The following is a 14132-nucleotide window of genomic DNA, read 5'->3' as shown; positions in this document are numbered from 1 at the left end:
ATCCAGCCTAGGCGGTCGAATCAGCAGCGAACGGCGTACCGATGCCCGAAAACACGAAGCGGCGCCGCACGGGGAGTGCGGCGCCGCAAGGGTGAGGAAGCGGAGACTCAGCCCTTCTCGTCGCTTTTGGCCTGCTCCATGGCCTCTTCGGGGGAGGCCTCCAGGTCCTGCTCGGCGTCGGCGCCGGCCTGGGCGGACGCCTTGTCCAGGCGCACCCAGCTCGTCACGCTCTCCACGGCGAACAGCACGAACAGGTACGCCGTCAGCACGGCCAGCACCGGCGTCAGCACGTCGAACGCCGCACCGAGACCGATGATCAGCAGCCGCAGCTCCCATCCGAGACCCGCGTGGAACACCCAGGCGGGCGGCCAGATGCTCTGCCGGGTCCGGTAGACGGTGTCGTAGGTGTGGTAGCCGACGACGTAGACGAGCACGAACAGCAGCCACTTCGGCGCCTCGGCCTCCAGGCCGACCGCGATGATGGTGAAGAACTCCGCGCCGCGCAGCAGCGGCGGGGTGAGCCAGTCGAGGCGGCCGAGGTGGTCGCGCGGCGTCGTGGGCAGCACGAGCAGCAGCATGATCGCCACCGGCACGAGCAGCATGGGCCCCGGCTCCAGCAGGCCGGCCACCGTGACGGCGACCACGGCCAGCAGGGCCACGAGCGCGGCGGGCATGGGGGGCAGGCCGGCGCCGATCTTGCCGGCCAGGACATGGGCGAGGGGGCCGTCGTCCCGATAGGCGAGGAGGCGGGCGGTCTGGATGCGGCGGCGCTCCTCGTCAGGGTCCGGGGTGGGGGTGGCCATGGCCTGGGGGTGGGTGATCATACGAGCGACCTCATGAGGCGTCCGGTGAGGGTGTAGAGGGCGGCGACGGAGCCCCAGACCACCAGGGTGATGAAGGTGATCCGGGCGTCGAAGAGGGCGGCGGTGATCGCGATGGCCGCGAACCGCTCGCCGATGGGGAACACGATCATCTTGCGCGCCCAGTGGACGGCCCTGAACCTGCCGGCCCTGCCCCACATCTTGAGCACGGCGCGCAGGCCCTGGGTGCGCTCGGCCTTCCGGCGGACGAGCGCCTGACGCAGCTCGCGGTCGTCGGGATCGTCGAGCGGGATCGTCGGCAGCTTGGCGGGGGGCTTGCGGCGGTTGGCGATGCCGAAGGAGAAGTCGAGCAGGTGGCGCACCGACTGCAGGCTGAGCGCGGCCAGGGCCAGGATCCAGATGTCGTCGCCGTTGCCGGAGACCACCCAGCCGACGGCCAGGCCGGCGAAGACGACGTACTCCTTGAACCGGTCGAACGTCGCGTCGAGCCAGGCCCCCAGCACGCCGAACTTGCGGGCGTAGCGGGCGACCTGCCCGTCGACGCAGTCGAAGACGAACGCGAAGTAGATCAGCACACCGCCGAGGATCATCCACGGCCGGTCGCCGGTGGCGAAGCACGCCGCGGCGGCCACGCCCAGCGCGATCGAGATCAGCGTCACCTGGTTGGGCGTCAGCCCGCGCCGGGCCGCCCAGCGGGCGATGAACCGGGAGTAGGTGGAGACGAAGAACGTGGTGAAGAAGCCGTCGGCGCCCTTGACCGCGTGGTTGAGCCGGGCGCGGTCCTCGTCGATGCCGACGATCTCGGCGCCGGCCTCGTTGACCTCCTCCTGGGTGGTGACCCGGCGGTAGAACAGGTCGCGGCGGCCGCGGATGCCGACCGACACGCCGTTGCGCACCAGGCCGAACACGATGAGCTGCACCAGGTCGTCGTCGGGGCCGAAGCGGTCGGCCATGTCGGCCAGCGCGCGGCAGGTCTCGGCCAGGACGGGCGCGTTGCGGGCGCTGACGTGGAGCGGGCCGAGCACGATGCCGTTGGGCCGGGTCACGGCGTGAGTGGCGGTGCCGACCGACACGACGCGCCCCGACTTCCCGATGCGGACGCGTACGGGCAGCCCCTCGACGCGATTGTGCCCGATCTCGGGCTCGGCCTCGTCGACGGGGATGCGCTCGACCTGGCTCTCGTCCTGGTCGCTGTCCTCGTCCGCCTCCTCGGTCGCCTGAGGGCGTGGCTCTTTGGCGACGAGCGCCAGAGCACCGCGCTTGGTCTTGGTGATCTGGTACATCAGCTCGTCGTGGACGACGGAGTTCTCGGGGATGATGAAGAGGTTCTCCGTCGCGGAGTCGGCCACGTCGGCCACGGCGCGCAGAGCCGCGGCCACGTCACCCGAGGGGATCGTGGCGAAGCGAGGATCCATGGCGGCGAGCTGGCTGTGCAGCCGCTCGGCCACGGTGGGGTTGCCGGGCAGTGCGGCCAGCCTCAGGCCAGTCGGAGAGATGTCGGGGCCGGGCGAGGCGCCCAGCAGGACCACGCGGGTCATGACTCCCTTTCGAGGCGGTAGCGGGGGGTTGAACAACGGGTAATGCGGGGACAGGGGTCAAAGTCTAGTGAGAAGGACGTAAAGTCGTGTCACTGGAGGATGCCCGTAACGTCCGGTCCGCCGGTATAGGGGGCGGCCGTAAGATGTTCGGGTGAGTCTCTACCGTGACGAAGGCGTGGTCCTGCGCACGCAGAAGCTCGGTGAGGCCGACCGCATCGTCACCATCCTCGCCAGGCGCACCGGCAAGATCCGTGCGGTGGCGAAGGGCGTGCGCCGCACCACTTCGCGCTTCGGGGCCAGGCTGGAGCCGTTCACGCACGTCGACCTGCAGCTGCACACCGGCCGCACGCTCGACGTCGTCACGCAGGCGGAGACGATCAGACCTTACGGGGAGGCGCTGGCCGCCGACTATCCCCGCTACACCGCCGGCACCGCGATGCTCGAGACCGCCGACCGGCTGACCCATGGCGAGAAGGAACCCGCGCTGCGGCAGTTCCTGCTGCTGGTGGGCGGGCTGCGCACGCTCGCCGACCGCGGCCACGAGGCCAGGCTGGTCCTCGACGCCTACTTCCTGCGCTCGCTGGCCGTGGCCGGCTACGCCCCCGCGCTGGAGGCGTGCGCCAAGTGCCAGGCGCCGGCGATCAGGGCGTTCGCCATCGTGGCCGGGGGCGTGGTGTGCGGGGCCTGCAAACCCGCCGGCGCGGTCGTGCCGGCGGGGGAGACGATCGGGCTCATGACGGCGCTGCTGCGTGGCGACTGGGCCACGGCCGACGCCTCCGAGCAGCGCCATCGCAGCGAGTGCAGCGGCTTGGTGGCGGCCTACCTGCAGTGGCATCTGGAGCACGGCATACGCTCTCTCCGTCACGTCGAAAGGGAGCCCGTGTGAACGTACGTCCTCCGTCCCCGCACCCGTCGGGGGCGACGCCGCCACCCATTCCCCGGGAGCTGGTGCCCCGCCACGTCGCCATCGTCATGGACGGCAACGGCCGCTGGGCCAAGGCGCGCGGGCTGCCCCGAACCGAGGGGCACAAGGCGGGCGAGTCCTCGCTCTTCGACGTCATCGGAGGGGCCCTGGAGCTCGGCATCCCCTACCTCAGCGCCTACGCGTTCTCCACGGAGAACTGGAAGCGCTCGCCCGAAGAGGTGCGCTTCCTCATGGGCTTCAACCGCGACGTCATCCGCCGCCGCCGCGACGAGCTCAACGCCATGGGCGTACGCGTGCGCTGGGCGGGCCGGCCCGGGCGGTTGTGGAAGAGCGTGATCAGCGAGCTGCAGACGGCCGAGGAGATGACCGTCTCCAACACCAAGCTGACGTTGCAGTTCTGCGTCAACTACGGCGGCCAGGCCGAGATCGTGCAGGCCGCGCTCAAGCTGGCCGAGGACATCGCGGCCGGGCGGGTCAGACCGTCGCGGGTCGACGAGAAGGTGTTCTCCCGCTATCTCGACGAGCCCGAGATCCCGCCCGTCGACCTGTTCCTGCGCTCGTCGGGGGAGCAGCGCATCTCCAACTTCCTGCTGTGGCAGTCGGCGTACGCCGAGATGGTGTTCCTCAACCGGCTCTGGCCCGACTTCGACCGCCGCGACCTGTGGGAGGCGTGCGAGATCTACGCCAAGCGCGACCGCCGCTACGGCGGCGCGCTCCCCAACCAGGTCTAGCCACGCGGCGGTCGAGCGTCCTGGAGGGCCGGGCGCTCGGTGACATGGCTGGGCCGCGCCTGGACGATGTCCAGGCATGTCAGGAGCTCCTCCGGGTATGCCGTGCACGGTCATGCCGTCCGCGATGACGCTTTCTTGGTGTTGGGCCACATCCGCGACATAAGTCACATCATGGGATGATTGGGATTATTCGCCCCACGTGGCTGGTTAACGCCGATGTAACACAGCAACCACGCCGGTCGCTCTGGAGCATCCAGAGCCTCAGAGCGGCAGGCGTACCAAGGGGAACACACGATCATGAGTAAGATCGTTATGCGTTTGACCACGGCTGCCGCGACTCTGGCGGTCACGGGGGGCATTTTCTTCGCCGGCGCGGGAGCCGCGTCGGCGACGACGACCACGGGGCAGAACGTCGCCGTCGGCCAGCAGGTCGTCCGGCACGACAGCGCCGCCCAGCGTTGGGACGGCCAGCGCTGGTGGTTCCGCTACAGCGGCCACGGGGACTGGTACAGCTTCGACCACAGCGAGCGCTACCGCTATGACGGCCACCGCTTCTACCGGTGGAGCGGCGGCAAGTGGAAGGCCGTGTCGGCGTCGTACGCCCGCCGCCACGACCTGTACCGCCACGACTTCTTCCCCGGCCACCGGCCCCGCGGCCACCACGGATCCGACCGCGGTTGGGAGCGCGGTTGGGAGCGCGGTCGGGACCACGGCCGTGACCATGGCAGGGACCACGGCCAGCACGACCACGGCAACGGTCACGGCGACCACGACGGCCACGGTGACGACCACGACGGCCACTCCGGTCGCTGACCGGTTGAACAGTCACTGACGTCTGAACGAAAAGGGCCGGCCCGGGCAACCCCGGGCCGGCCCTTTCGCATCCGAAGAAAGCGCGCCCGGTGTCAGGCGGGTGCTGTCAGGCGCGGCGGCGGGCGCGGTAGGCGGCCACGTGCATGCGGTTGCCGCACGTACGGCTGTCGCAGTAGACGCGGGAGCGGTTGCGTGACTCGTCGACGAAGACGCGTTCGCAGTCGGGCGCCGAGCACGTGCGCAGGCGCTCCACCTCGCCCTCCACCAGCAGGTGGGCCAGCGCCACCCCGCAGTCGGCCGCCACGTGCTCGGCCAGCGACGCGTCGGCCGCGAAGTAGTGGACGTGCAGCGGATGCCCGTCGTGCTCGGTCAGCCGGGGTGTGATGCGCGTGCCGGCCAGCAGGGCGTTGAGGGTGCGTACGGCCGTCGGCTGGTCGGGGGCGGTGAAGACCCGGTGGAACGCCTCGCGCACCATCCGCACCTGGCCGAGGTCGCGCGGCGTGAGCGTGTGGACCCCGCTGACCTGGCGGGACTCCACGAACGCCTGCAATTCGGCCAGGCTGGGCAGCCCCTCGTCGCCTCCGGTGGCGGGCGAGGTGTTGACCAGTTCGACAACGGTGGCCAGGGAATGCACCATGTCATGGCCAAACGGCATGTTGACTCCTGTCGCGCCGGGTTCTAGCGTGATCGCAGCGTATCTCGTGCGCGTGGGTCGGGGGGTTTCCGTGAGTGCACATCGGCGTATCGTGCTGATCGCGGTGGCCGGCGCACTCATCATCTCGACCTCCGGCCCGCTGGTCCGGCTGTCCGATGTAGCGCCCGCGACCTCGGCGTTGTTCCGCTGCGCGTACGCCGTGCCGCCGATCGTGCTGCTGGCCTGGCTGGAGCGGCGCCGGCTGGGGCCGATGCCACGAAAGGCGCTCGTCCCGGCCTGGGCGGCCGGCGTGACGTTCGCGCTCGACCTGCTGTTCTGGCACCACGCGATCGAATATGTGGGCGCGGGCCTGGCGACGGTGCTGGGCAACCTGCAGGTGTTCATCGTGGCGTTCGCCGCGTGGGCGTTGTTCAAGGAGCGGCCGTCGTCCCGGCTGATGGTCGGCACTCCGGTGGTGTTCGCCGGGGTCGTGCTGATCTCCGGGGTGTTCGACAGCGCCGCCTACGGCAGCGACCCCACGATGGGGGTGCTGGCCGGGGTGGCGACGTCGGTGTCGTACGCGGCGTTCCTGCTGCTGATGAAGAGCGGATCGGGGCGCGGGGCCGGGCCGCTGGCGCACGCGACCGTGGTGGCGACGATCGTCATCGCGCTGCTCAGCCCGGTGTTCGGCGGCGCCGACTTCGTGCCGGAGTGGCCGGCTCACGGGTGGCTGCTGCTGCTCGCGCTGGGCCCGCAGGTGGTGGGGTGGTCGCTGATCGCCTTCTCGCTGCCGAGGCAGCCCGCGGCGCTCACCGCGCTGCTGCTGCTCGTGCAGCCCCTGACGACCGTGGCGCTCTCCGCGTTGGCCCTCGGGGAGCGCCCCTCGCCGCTGCAGCTCGCCGGCTGCGCCGTGGTCGTCCTCGGAGTGCTGTACGGCTCGCGCCGCCCTCAGACCGCCTTGGCCGTCGCCGAGCAGGACGCGCAGGTGCCGAAGACCTCGACGGTGTGAGTGATCTCGGTGAAGCCGTGTTCGCTGCCCACCAACTCGGCCCAGCGCTCGACGGCCGGCCCCGCCACCTCGACGGTGCGGCCGCAGTGGCGGCACACCAGGTGGTGGTGGTGCGAGCCGGTCGCGCACGCGCGGTAGACGGACTCGCCGTCGTCGGTGCGCAGCACGTCGACCTGGCCGCCGTCGGCCAGCGCCTGCAGGGCGCGGTAGACGGTGGTCAGGCCGATCTTGGCGCCGTGCAGGCGCATCTCGGCATAGACGTCCTGCGCGCTGCGGAAACCCTCGCTCTTGCGGAGGGTGTCGTGGACGGCGTCGCGCCTCGTTGTCATGCGACCTCCTCGACGCGCAGCTGTGGTCGATCTGTCACGGAAGACTCCTGGGTCCGGCCTCGCCGTACGAATTTACCGACTCCGAGGGCCAGGACGAAGCCCGCGAGCGCAAGAAGCACGATCGCGGCGCCCGGCGGGACCTTCGTGGAGAAGGTGGAGGCGAGCAGCCCGCCCACGGAGGCGAGCACCCCGAACAGCATGGCCAGCCCCATTGTCGTACGGAATCCGCGGGTGAGCTGCTGGCTGGTGGCCACCGGGATCACCATGAGCGCGCTGACCAGCAGCAGGCCGACCACCCGCATGGCGATGACCACGGTGAGCGCGGCCGTGACGGCGATCAGCAGGCTCAGGAAGCGTACCGGCAGCCCGCTCGCCCTGGCCATCTCCTCGTCCTGGCAGAGCACGAACAACTCCCTGCCGAACACCACGACGATCCCGACCACCGCGACGGCCAGCGCGGCGATGACCCAGATGTCCTCGGGCGTGACGCTGGCGATGGCGCCGAACAGGTAGGAGTTGAGCTTGGCGTTGCTGCCGCCCGGCGCGATGGCCATGAGCATGACGCCGCCCGCGATGCCGCCGTAGAACAGCAGCGCCAGCGCCACGTCGCCGCTCGTACGGCCACGAGCCCTGACCAGCTCGATGGCGACGGCGCCGATGACGGAGACGATCACGGCGGTGAGCACGGGAGTGGTGCCGGTCAGGAAGCCCAGCGCCACGCCGGTCAGCGCCACGTGCCCGATGCCGTCGCCGAGCAGCGCCAGCCGGCGCTGCACGATGAACGTGCCGACGGCGGGCGCGCAGAGCCCGACCAGCAGCGCCGCGACGAGCGCGAGCTGGAAGAGCTGCTCCTGCAGCAGTTCGATGATCACCTTGGTTCCCCCTGCCAGCCGGTCAGCGGCCCGGCGACGGACTCCACCGCGTGCGCGTGCTGGTGGTCGTGCCCCGGCCGCGCGCACTCCCCCTCGGGGCGCGGTGGCGGCCCGTCGTGCACGACCCGCCCCTCGCGGATCAGTACGCCGCGCGTGATGATCGGCTCCAGCGGGCCCAGCTCGTGGGCCACCAGCACCACCGTCTTGCCGCTGAGCACCAGGCCGGACAGCGTGTCGGCCAGCAGCTGCTGCGTCTCGGCGTCCACCCCGGCGGTGGGCTCGTCCATCACGTACGTGTCGGGCTCTCCGGCCAGCGCGCGGGCGATGAGCACCCGCTGCTGCTGGCCCCCGGACAACGACTGGACGGGGTCGTTCGCCCGCCCGGTCAGCCGTACGGCCTCCAGCGCCCGGGCGACGGCGGACCTGTCCGTCGTGCTCGTGCGGCGCAGGCGGCTCTGGCGGGCGATCCGGCCGGAGGCGACCACCTCGCGCACGGTCGCCGGCACGCCGCCGCCCACCTGGAGGCGCTGCGGCACGTAGCCGATGCGCCACCAGTCACGGAACTTCGCCGGCGGGACGCCGTACAGGAGAGTCCGCCCGCCGCCCAGCGGTGTGAGGCCGAGCAGCGCGCGCACCAGCGTGGACTTGCCCGACCCGTTGGCCCCGAGCAGGGCCACGACCTCCCCGGAGCTGACGGTCAGGTCGATCCCCTGCAGGACGGGTTTGCCGTCGAAGGAGACCCGGCCGCCGGTCATCGAGAAGGCCGTTTCGCTCATGCCGTACACCCCAGTGCTGTTTGTAGGGTTTTGAGGTTATCGCGCATCGCCGAGACGTAATCTCCGGAGGGCTTGCTCTCCAGCGGGTCGAGCACGGCCGTCTTCGCGCCGACCTGGCTCGCCAGCACCTCGGCCACCTTCGGGCTGACCAGCGACTCGGTGAAGACCGTGGTGACGCCCTCGGACCTGGCCAGCTTGGCCACCTCGGACAGGCGCGCGGGCGACGGCTCCATCTCGGGGTCGAGCGTGATGCCGACCTGCTTGAGCTTGTAGCGGTCGGCCAGGTAACCGAACGCCTCGTGCGCGGTGACCAGCGTCTTCGACCGGCACGTGCTCAGCCCCTGGCTGAGCTCCTGGTCGAGGCCGGTGAGGGTGGCTGCCGTCTTGGCGGCGCGGTCGCGGTAGCCCTGGGCGTGCGCGGGGTCGGCGGCGGCCATGCGCTCGCCCAGCTTGGTGGCGACGGTGGCCAGGCGGGAGGGGTCGAGCCAGATGTGCGGGTCGTAGGAGACGTCCGCGTGCTCGGCGTGCTCCTCCTCGCTCTCCCCGGCGTGCTCCTCGTGCTCGGCGTGCTCCTCGTGCTCGCCGGCGGGGAGCGTGGTGACGGCGGTGGCGGCGTCGAAGCTCTTGTCGGGCTCGACGGCGTCGTCGACGGCCGGCTGGATGCCCTTGATGTAGACGGTGAGGGCGGCGTTCTTGACGTCGGTGACCTGCTTGATGCCCAACTCGAGGTCGTGCGGCTCGACCCCCGGCGCGGTCAGCACCGTCACCTGGGCGTCGGATCCCCCGACCTGCTCGCTCAGCCACTGCAAGGGGTAGAAGGCGGCGACAACCTCCGGCTTCCCGGTCGCGGCGGCGGTGGTCTGGGTGGAGCCGCTCCCGCAGGCGGCGGTCGCCAACGCAGCCGCCAGCACAGCGGTTCCAGCCAATGAACGAGCGGCACAAGCCCGGGGAAATCCTGACATCATGCGACCAGTATGCGCCGAAATGAAAACGATTGTCAAAATCCGCTGCGCCCCGAGCCCATCCACGCATGACGGTATTGCCCCCAGCCGCCCCACTTCGCAGGCGGGGTCGAACGTGGGTGCAGCGGCGGTGAGCAGCGACCCCGCCTCACGATGAGGTGCGGGCGGATGCTGACCCCCCGTCTGGTCACCGCTTCCCGGGGCCGGGCCCGTGCACGGGTGCCGGTGCCGGGGCGTCCTCGCGGAGAGTTGAGCGGGTGATGTGACCAGCCGGCCCTCGCACGGGGACGTCGACCCGCCTCACGGGTGACCCAACCCGCCTCACGAGCGGAGACCGCGTGGATGCCGGCACGGGACCTGTCCCACACGCTGGCTGGACGGTGCGGGGCTGGCCCGTCTTTCGGGGGGCGAACGTTGGTACTGCCCGTAGGGGGGCGTAGGTGGTGCTGGCCGTCTTACGCGGGCGTACGTGGTGAGCGTTCTGGCGGAGGAGGCCGTCTCACGACTTCAGGCCGGTTGGAATCGCGAGGGAGCTGCCGTCGCCTGGAGGAGCGGAGGGAGCGAAGCGACCGGAGCGGGGGAAGGCGGCGGCATTCGAGGCGACCGAGCCGGCCTCGCGGAGCGAGGCCCATAAATAGGGATGCCGGTCGGCGGCTGGGGGCCCGGCGCGCCGATCGGCATCCCGTCATCACCCCGGTGATCATGCGTCGGCAGAGCCGTTGCCGACGCCCGAGGTGACGTCTTACGCGACCGTGACGGCGCTTTCGCGCAGGCGCCGTTCACCGGTGTAGTCGTGCACCGCGTTCCCCTTCGGGAACCCGATGTGTGTCAGTCCTTCTTGGGCCGGCTCGCGGATGGCCTTCGCGGGTGCGCCGGTCAGGGATTCGGCCACGGCGGGCGTCCAAGGCCCGACCGACTCCTTGAGCTTCTCGGAGCCCGCCGTGGCGCGCTCGCTTTCCCGGGTCGCGGCGTGGGCGGTCAGGATGTCCGCGCTCATGCCGAGTCCCGGTCGGTGGAGATGGCCGGCCGCCGAGCCCCACGTCATGATGCCGTCGGCGTCCTCGGTCTTCTGGTGGGACGAGGTGCCGAAGACGGCGGAAAGCCCTGCCACGCTGGGCGCGTGGCAGGTGCGGTCGCAGGAGTCCACAGTGTTGGTGCCGATCATCGTGAGTCTGTCGGGGCCATGGTCAGGCGGCCATAGCTCATGATCCCCTCCATTCCGCATACAATGTACGGTATTCCGGGCTAAACCGCACGGGCAAGGTTCTCGTTCAGCAGGTCGCTCACCGCGTGGATGGCACGCAATGTCGGGACCTCGGCGCCGGTGAGATCGGCCAGCTCGACCACCGCTGACAGCAGCACGTCGAGCTCCAGTGGCTTGCCCTTCTCCAGATCCTGGAGTGTGGACGTCTTGTGCTCGCCCGCCTTCTCGGCTCCGCGCAGGCGGCGTTCGATGGAGATGCCCGGATCGCAACCGACGCGGCGAGCCACCTCCACGGTCTCCTGCATCATGGCCACGACCAGTTCCCTGGCGCCGTCGTGGCGGCAGATGCCCGCCATCGTCGCGCGGGCCAGGGCGCTGATCGGGTTGAAGGAGATGTTTCCCATGAGTTTGATCCAGATGTCCCGGCGGAGGTCGGTCTCCACCGGGCACTTCAGGCCGCCGGCGATGGCGGCCTCGCTGAAGGACGTGCAGCGCTCCGTCAGCTTGCCGTTGGGCTCGCCGATGGAGAATCGGGTGCCTTCGAGGTGGCGGATCACGCCAGGTTCCTCGATCTCGGTCGCGGCGTAGACGACACATCCGATGGCGCGGTGCAGCGGCAGGGCCGCCGTCACCGTGCCGCCCGGGTCCACGCTCTCGATGCGGTAGCCCTCGTAGGGGCCCTTGAGCCCGTGGAAGTACCACCACGGGATGCCGTTCTGTGCGGCGATGATGCTCGTGGTCTCGTGGAGGAGCGGCCTGATCATGGGGCCTGCGGCGGCGTAGCTGTTCGCCTTGAGGCCCAGGAAGATGTGGTCCACCGTGCCGACCTGGTTGGGGTCGTCGGTGGCATGGGGATGGGCGACGAAATCGCCCCTGGGGGAGAGCACCCGCACACCGGCGCGGCGAATTGCTTCGAGGTGCGCACCTCTTGCGATGAGATGCACCTCGACTCCCGCCCTGTGGAGGGCGGCCCCCACGTATGCGCCGATGGCGCCGGCGCCAAGAACAGCCACCTTCATGCTGCGCTCCGTTCTCGCGTCGGAGGTGTACGGGCCCGTACACGAGATGGGCCGCGTGATGCGGCCCACCGTGTATTCGGTATACAGTATGGAAAAAGGTGGGTCAAGGAGCGTGCCTGTGACCGTTCTGCGGCATGAACCAGTGGTGGAAGCCATGCCGCGGGCCTACGTGGACCGGCCGGCGCCTTCGCCGGGCGCCTCAGGACCGCCGCTCGGCGATGAGCTTGGCGACCGCCTCTCCCCGCCGCCGAGCCCGCCGCCGAGCCCGCCGCCGAGCCCGCCGGCGAGCCCGCCGGCGACGGCGCCCGTCGCCGCCGTTTCCGCCACGCGGGGTCACACGGCCCGCGCCGCAGCGGGCGGCCGGGTGGGACGAGGGAGTCGGCGCCCGGGCCGCGCAGCGGACGGCCGGCGGCACGAGAGAGCCGGCGGCGTCGAGCGGGTAGGTCCCCGCGCCCCGACCCGCGCGGCCCGGGCCAGCCGTATCCGGCCGCTCGCCTTTGGTCACGATCCCGTCTCGGAGGCCGGGGTCATGGTCGATCGCGGGAGGTCCTCAAAGGGGGCAGGCGATCACATGTGGGGTGTCTCGGAGGTGAGGAGGTCGTCAAGGGGATGGCTGCACGAGGCCGTCATGCCCCTGTGCGAGGCACCGCTGGCCGACGTGCCGGCGGACGCCCATCCGGGGTGGTCCGGCGGGCGAGTGGAGCCGATCGAGTTGCCCCGTAGGGGCTAGACAGTCCGTTCAGGAGGGAGTAAGCATTGCGTTCATACGGTATGCAGTATGCGGAAGACAGGTATAGCTCGTCGCCGGGAAAGGGTGACTGATGTCTGAAACGATCTCTGGTGGTCATCTCGTAGCAAAGGCACTCAAGGCCGAGGGCGTGGACGTGATCTACACGCTCTGCGGCGGCCACATCATCGATATCTACGACGGCTGTGTCGACGAGGGCATCGAGGTCATCGACGTACGCCATGAGCAGGTGGCCGCCCACGCGGCCGACGGCTACGCGCGCATCACCGGCAAGCCCGGATGCGCGGTGGTCACCGCGGGCCCCGGCACGACCGACGCGGTCACCGGTGTGGCCAACGCCTTCCGTGCGGAGAGCCCGATGTTGCTGATCGGCGGCCAGGGTGCTCTGAGCCAGCACAAGATGGGCTCCCTGCAGGACCTGCCCCACGTCGACATGATGACCCCGATCACCAAGTTCGCGGCCACGGTGCCGAGCACGGAGCGGGTGGCCGACATCGTGTCGATGGCCTTCCGCGAGTGCTACAACGGCGCTCCGGGGCCGTCGTTCCTGGAGATCCCGCGTGACGTGCTCGACGCGAAGGTCCCGCTGGAGAAGGCGCGCATCCCGCAGGCGGGCCACTACCGCGCCTCCACCCGCCAGCAGGGCGACCCGGAGGCCATCGAGCAGCTGGCCGACATGCTGGCCCACTCCGAGAAGCCGTGCATCCTGCTCGGCAGCCAGGTCTGGACGTGCCGGGCGACCGACTCGGCCATCGACTTCGTCCGCGCGCTCAACGTGCCGGCCTACATGAACGGCTCCGGCCGCGGCACCCTGCCGCCCGGTGACCCGCACCACTTCCAGCTCAGCCGCCGCTACGCCTTCACCGAGGCCGACCTGATCATCATCGTCGGCACCCCGTTCGACTTCCGGATGGGCTACGGCAAGCGGCTGTCGCCGACGGCCAAGGTCGTCCAGATCGACCTCGACTACCGCACGGTCGGCAAGAACCGCGACATCGACCTCGGCATCGTCGGCGACGCCGGACTCATCCTCGCCGCGGCGGCCCAGGCCGCGAGCGGCCGCATCCAGGACGCGGCCGCCAAGCGCAAGGCGTGGCTGGACGAGCTGCGCGCGGTCGAGACCCAGGCGTACGAGAAGCGTCTGCCGCGCCAGCACTCCGACGCCCAGCCCATCGACCCCTACCGGCTGGTCCACGAGATCAACGAGTTCCTCACCGAGGACACGATCTACATCGGCGACGGCGGCGACATCGTCACCTTCTCCGGCCAGGTCGTGCAGCCCAAGTCGCCCGGCCACTGGATGGACCCGGGCCCCCTCGGCACCCTCGGCGTCGGCATGGCCTTCGCGATGGCGGCCAAGCAGGCGCGCCGCGACAAGGAGGTGCTCTGCCTCTTCGGCGACGGCGCCTTCAGCCTCACCGGCTGGGACTTCGAGACGATGGTCCGCTTCGACCTGCCGTTCATCGGCGTCGTCGGCAACAACTCGTCCATGAACCAGATCCGGTACGGCCAGGCCGCCAAGTACGGCGAGGACCGCGCCCGCATCGGCAACACGCTCGGCGACATCAAGTACGGCGAGTTCGCCAAGCTGCTCGGCGGCTACGGCGAAGAGGTGCGTGACCCGGCCGAGATCCGCCCCGCGCTCGAGCGGGCCAGGGAGTCGGGCAAGCCCTCACTGATCAACGTCTGGGTCGACCCAGAGGTCTACGCCCCCGGCACCATGAACCAGACCATGTACAAGTAGGGGAACT

General features: G+C 70.4%; 14 protein-coding genes. 5 read left to right on the top strand and 9 right to left on the bottom strand.

The window, feature by feature from the left end:
* Positions 1 to 107: 107 nt before the first annotated feature.
* Complete coding sequence (locus ACIBP6_RS22025; RefSeq protein WP_397054814.1) at positions 108 to 824, bottom strand: DUF5941 domain-containing protein; 717 nt, start codon at positions 822 to 824, stop codon at positions 108 to 110.
* On the bottom strand, positions 821 to 2359 hold the full coding sequence (locus tag ACIBP6_RS22020) for a CDP-alcohol phosphatidyltransferase family protein (RefSeq protein WP_397054812.1): 1539 nt from the start codon (positions 2357 to 2359) through the stop codon (positions 821 to 823). The genes ACIBP6_RS22025 and ACIBP6_RS22020 overlap by 4 nt, the downstream gene beginning before the upstream one ends.
* A 151-nt stretch (positions 2360 to 2510) precedes the next feature.
* Between ACIBP6_RS22020 and recO the strand changes: the two genes are divergently transcribed.
* From recO to ACIBP6_RS22005, 3 genes are all read left to right on the top strand, one after another.
* Entirely contained in the window at positions 2511 to 3245 is a 735-nt protein-coding gene (gene recO / locus ACIBP6_RS22015; protein ID WP_397054810.1) for a DNA repair protein RecO, read from the top strand.
* The gene (locus ACIBP6_RS22010) at positions 3242 to 4015 is read left to right on the top strand and encodes an isoprenyl transferase (RefSeq protein ID WP_397054808.1); all 774 of its coding nucleotides are present in this window, start codon (positions 3242 to 3244) and stop codon (positions 4013 to 4015) included. The genes recO and ACIBP6_RS22010 overlap by 4 nt, the downstream gene beginning before the upstream one ends.
* 297 nt (positions 4016 to 4312) lie before the next feature.
* Positions 4313 to 4828, top strand: a complete 516-nt coding sequence (locus ACIBP6_RS22005) for a hypothetical protein (RefSeq protein WP_397054807.1) — start codon at positions 4313 to 4315, stop codon at positions 4826 to 4828.
* 106 nt (positions 4829 to 4934) lie between these two features.
* On the opposite strand, the gene ACIBP6_RS22000 is transcribed toward ACIBP6_RS22005, so the two are convergent.
* A complete protein-coding gene (locus ACIBP6_RS22000) occupies positions 4935 to 5483 on the bottom strand; it encodes a CGNR zinc finger domain-containing protein (RefSeq protein WP_165969895.1) in 549 nt (182 codons plus the stop codon).
* A 70-nt stretch (positions 5484 to 5553) separates the two neighbouring features.
* On the opposite strand from ACIBP6_RS22000, the gene ACIBP6_RS21995 reads away from it, so the two are divergent.
* Positions 5554 to 6471: a DMT family transporter gene (locus ACIBP6_RS21995; RefSeq protein ID WP_397054805.1), complete on the top strand. Its 918-nt coding sequence runs from the start codon at positions 5554 to 5556 to the stop codon at positions 6469 to 6471.
* Here ACIBP6_RS21995 and ACIBP6_RS21990 read toward each other — a convergent pair.
* The 6 genes from ACIBP6_RS21990 to ACIBP6_RS21965 form a co-directional block, all read right to left on the bottom strand.
* A complete protein-coding gene (locus ACIBP6_RS21990) occupies positions 6411 to 6800 on the bottom strand; it encodes a Fur family transcriptional regulator (protein WP_397054803.1) in 390 nt (129 codons plus the stop codon). The two genes, ACIBP6_RS21995 and ACIBP6_RS21990, sit on opposite strands and share 61 nt — an antisense overlap.
* A complete protein-coding gene (locus tag ACIBP6_RS21985) occupies positions 6797 to 7669 on the bottom strand; it encodes a metal ABC transporter permease (RefSeq protein WP_397055382.1) in 873 nt (290 codons plus the stop codon). The genes ACIBP6_RS21990 and ACIBP6_RS21985 overlap by 4 nt, the downstream gene beginning before the upstream one ends.
* Positions 7669 to 8448: a metal ABC transporter ATP-binding protein gene (locus tag ACIBP6_RS21980; protein ID WP_397054801.1), complete on the bottom strand. Its 780-nt coding sequence runs from the start codon at positions 8446 to 8448 to the stop codon at positions 7669 to 7671. Before ACIBP6_RS21980 ends, ACIBP6_RS21985 begins: the two co-directional genes overlap by 1 nt.
* Entirely contained in the window at positions 8445 to 9359 is a 915-nt protein-coding gene (locus tag ACIBP6_RS21975) for a metal ABC transporter substrate-binding protein (protein ID WP_397054799.1), read from the bottom strand. The genes ACIBP6_RS21980 and ACIBP6_RS21975 overlap by 4 nt, the downstream gene beginning before the upstream one ends.
* Before the next feature lie 793 nt (positions 9360 to 10152).
* A complete protein-coding gene (locus ACIBP6_RS21970; protein ID WP_397054797.1) occupies positions 10153 to 10575 on the bottom strand; it encodes a hypothetical protein in 423 nt (140 codons plus the stop codon).
* 80 nt (positions 10576 to 10655) lie between these two features.
* Complete coding sequence (locus ACIBP6_RS21965) at positions 10656 to 11633, bottom strand: 2-dehydropantoate 2-reductase (protein WP_397054795.1); 978 nt, start codon at positions 11631 to 11633, stop codon at positions 10656 to 10658.
* Positions 11634 to 12454: 821 nt separating this feature from the next.
* On the opposite strand from ACIBP6_RS21965, the gene ACIBP6_RS21960 reads away from it, so the two are divergent.
* Entirely contained in the window at positions 12455 to 14125 is a 1671-nt protein-coding gene (locus ACIBP6_RS21960) for a thiamine pyrophosphate-binding protein (protein WP_397054793.1), read from the top strand.
* Positions 14126 to 14132: the final 7 nt, after the last annotated feature.

Origin of the sequence: Nonomuraea terrae (genome assembly GCF_044465245.1) — a bacterium.
Lineage (GTDB): Bacteria > Actinomycetota > Actinomycetes > Streptosporangiales > Streptosporangiaceae > Nonomuraea > Nonomuraea terrae.
The sequence above is the reverse complement of the archived record's forward strand: the minus strand, read 5'-3'. Positions and strand labels throughout refer to the sequence as shown.

What these genes read in the sequence shown, in the direction of transcription:
- ACIBP6_RS22025 (WP_397054814.1), bottom strand. Translation starts at nt 824, where the DNA reads ATGATCACCCACCCCCAGGCCATGGCCACCCCCACCCCGGACCCTGAC.
- ACIBP6_RS22020 (WP_397054812.1), bottom strand. Translation starts at nt 2,359, where the DNA reads ATGACCCGCGTGGTCCTGCTGGGCGCCTCGCCCGGCCCCGACATCTCT.
- ACIBP6_RS22005 (WP_397054807.1), top strand. Translation starts at nt 4,313, where the DNA reads ATGAGTAAGATCGTTATGCGTTTGACCACGGCTGCCGCGACTCTGGCG.
- ACIBP6_RS22000 (WP_165969895.1), bottom strand. Translation starts at nt 5,483, where the DNA reads ATGCCGTTTGGCCATGACATGGTGCATTCCCTGGCCACCGTTGTCGAA.
- ACIBP6_RS21990 (WP_397054803.1), bottom strand. Translation starts at nt 6,800, where the DNA reads ATGACAACGAGGCGCGACGCCGTCCACGACACCCTCCGCAAGAGCGAG.
- ACIBP6_RS21980 (WP_397054801.1), bottom strand. Translation starts at nt 8,448, where the DNA reads ATGAGCGAAACGGCCTTCTCGATGACCGGCGGCCGGGTCTCCTTCGAC.
- ACIBP6_RS21970 (WP_397054797.1), bottom strand. Translation starts at nt 10,575, where the DNA reads ATGATCGGCACCAACACTGTGGACTCCTGCGACCGCACCTGCCACGCG.
- ACIBP6_RS21965 (WP_397054795.1), bottom strand. Translation starts at nt 11,633, where the DNA reads ATGAAGGTGGCTGTTCTTGGCGCCGGCGCCATCGGCGCATACGTGGGG.
- ACIBP6_RS21960 (WP_397054793.1), top strand. Translation starts at nt 12,455, where the DNA reads ATGTCTGAAACGATCTCTGGTGGTCATCTCGTAGCAAAGGCACTCAAG.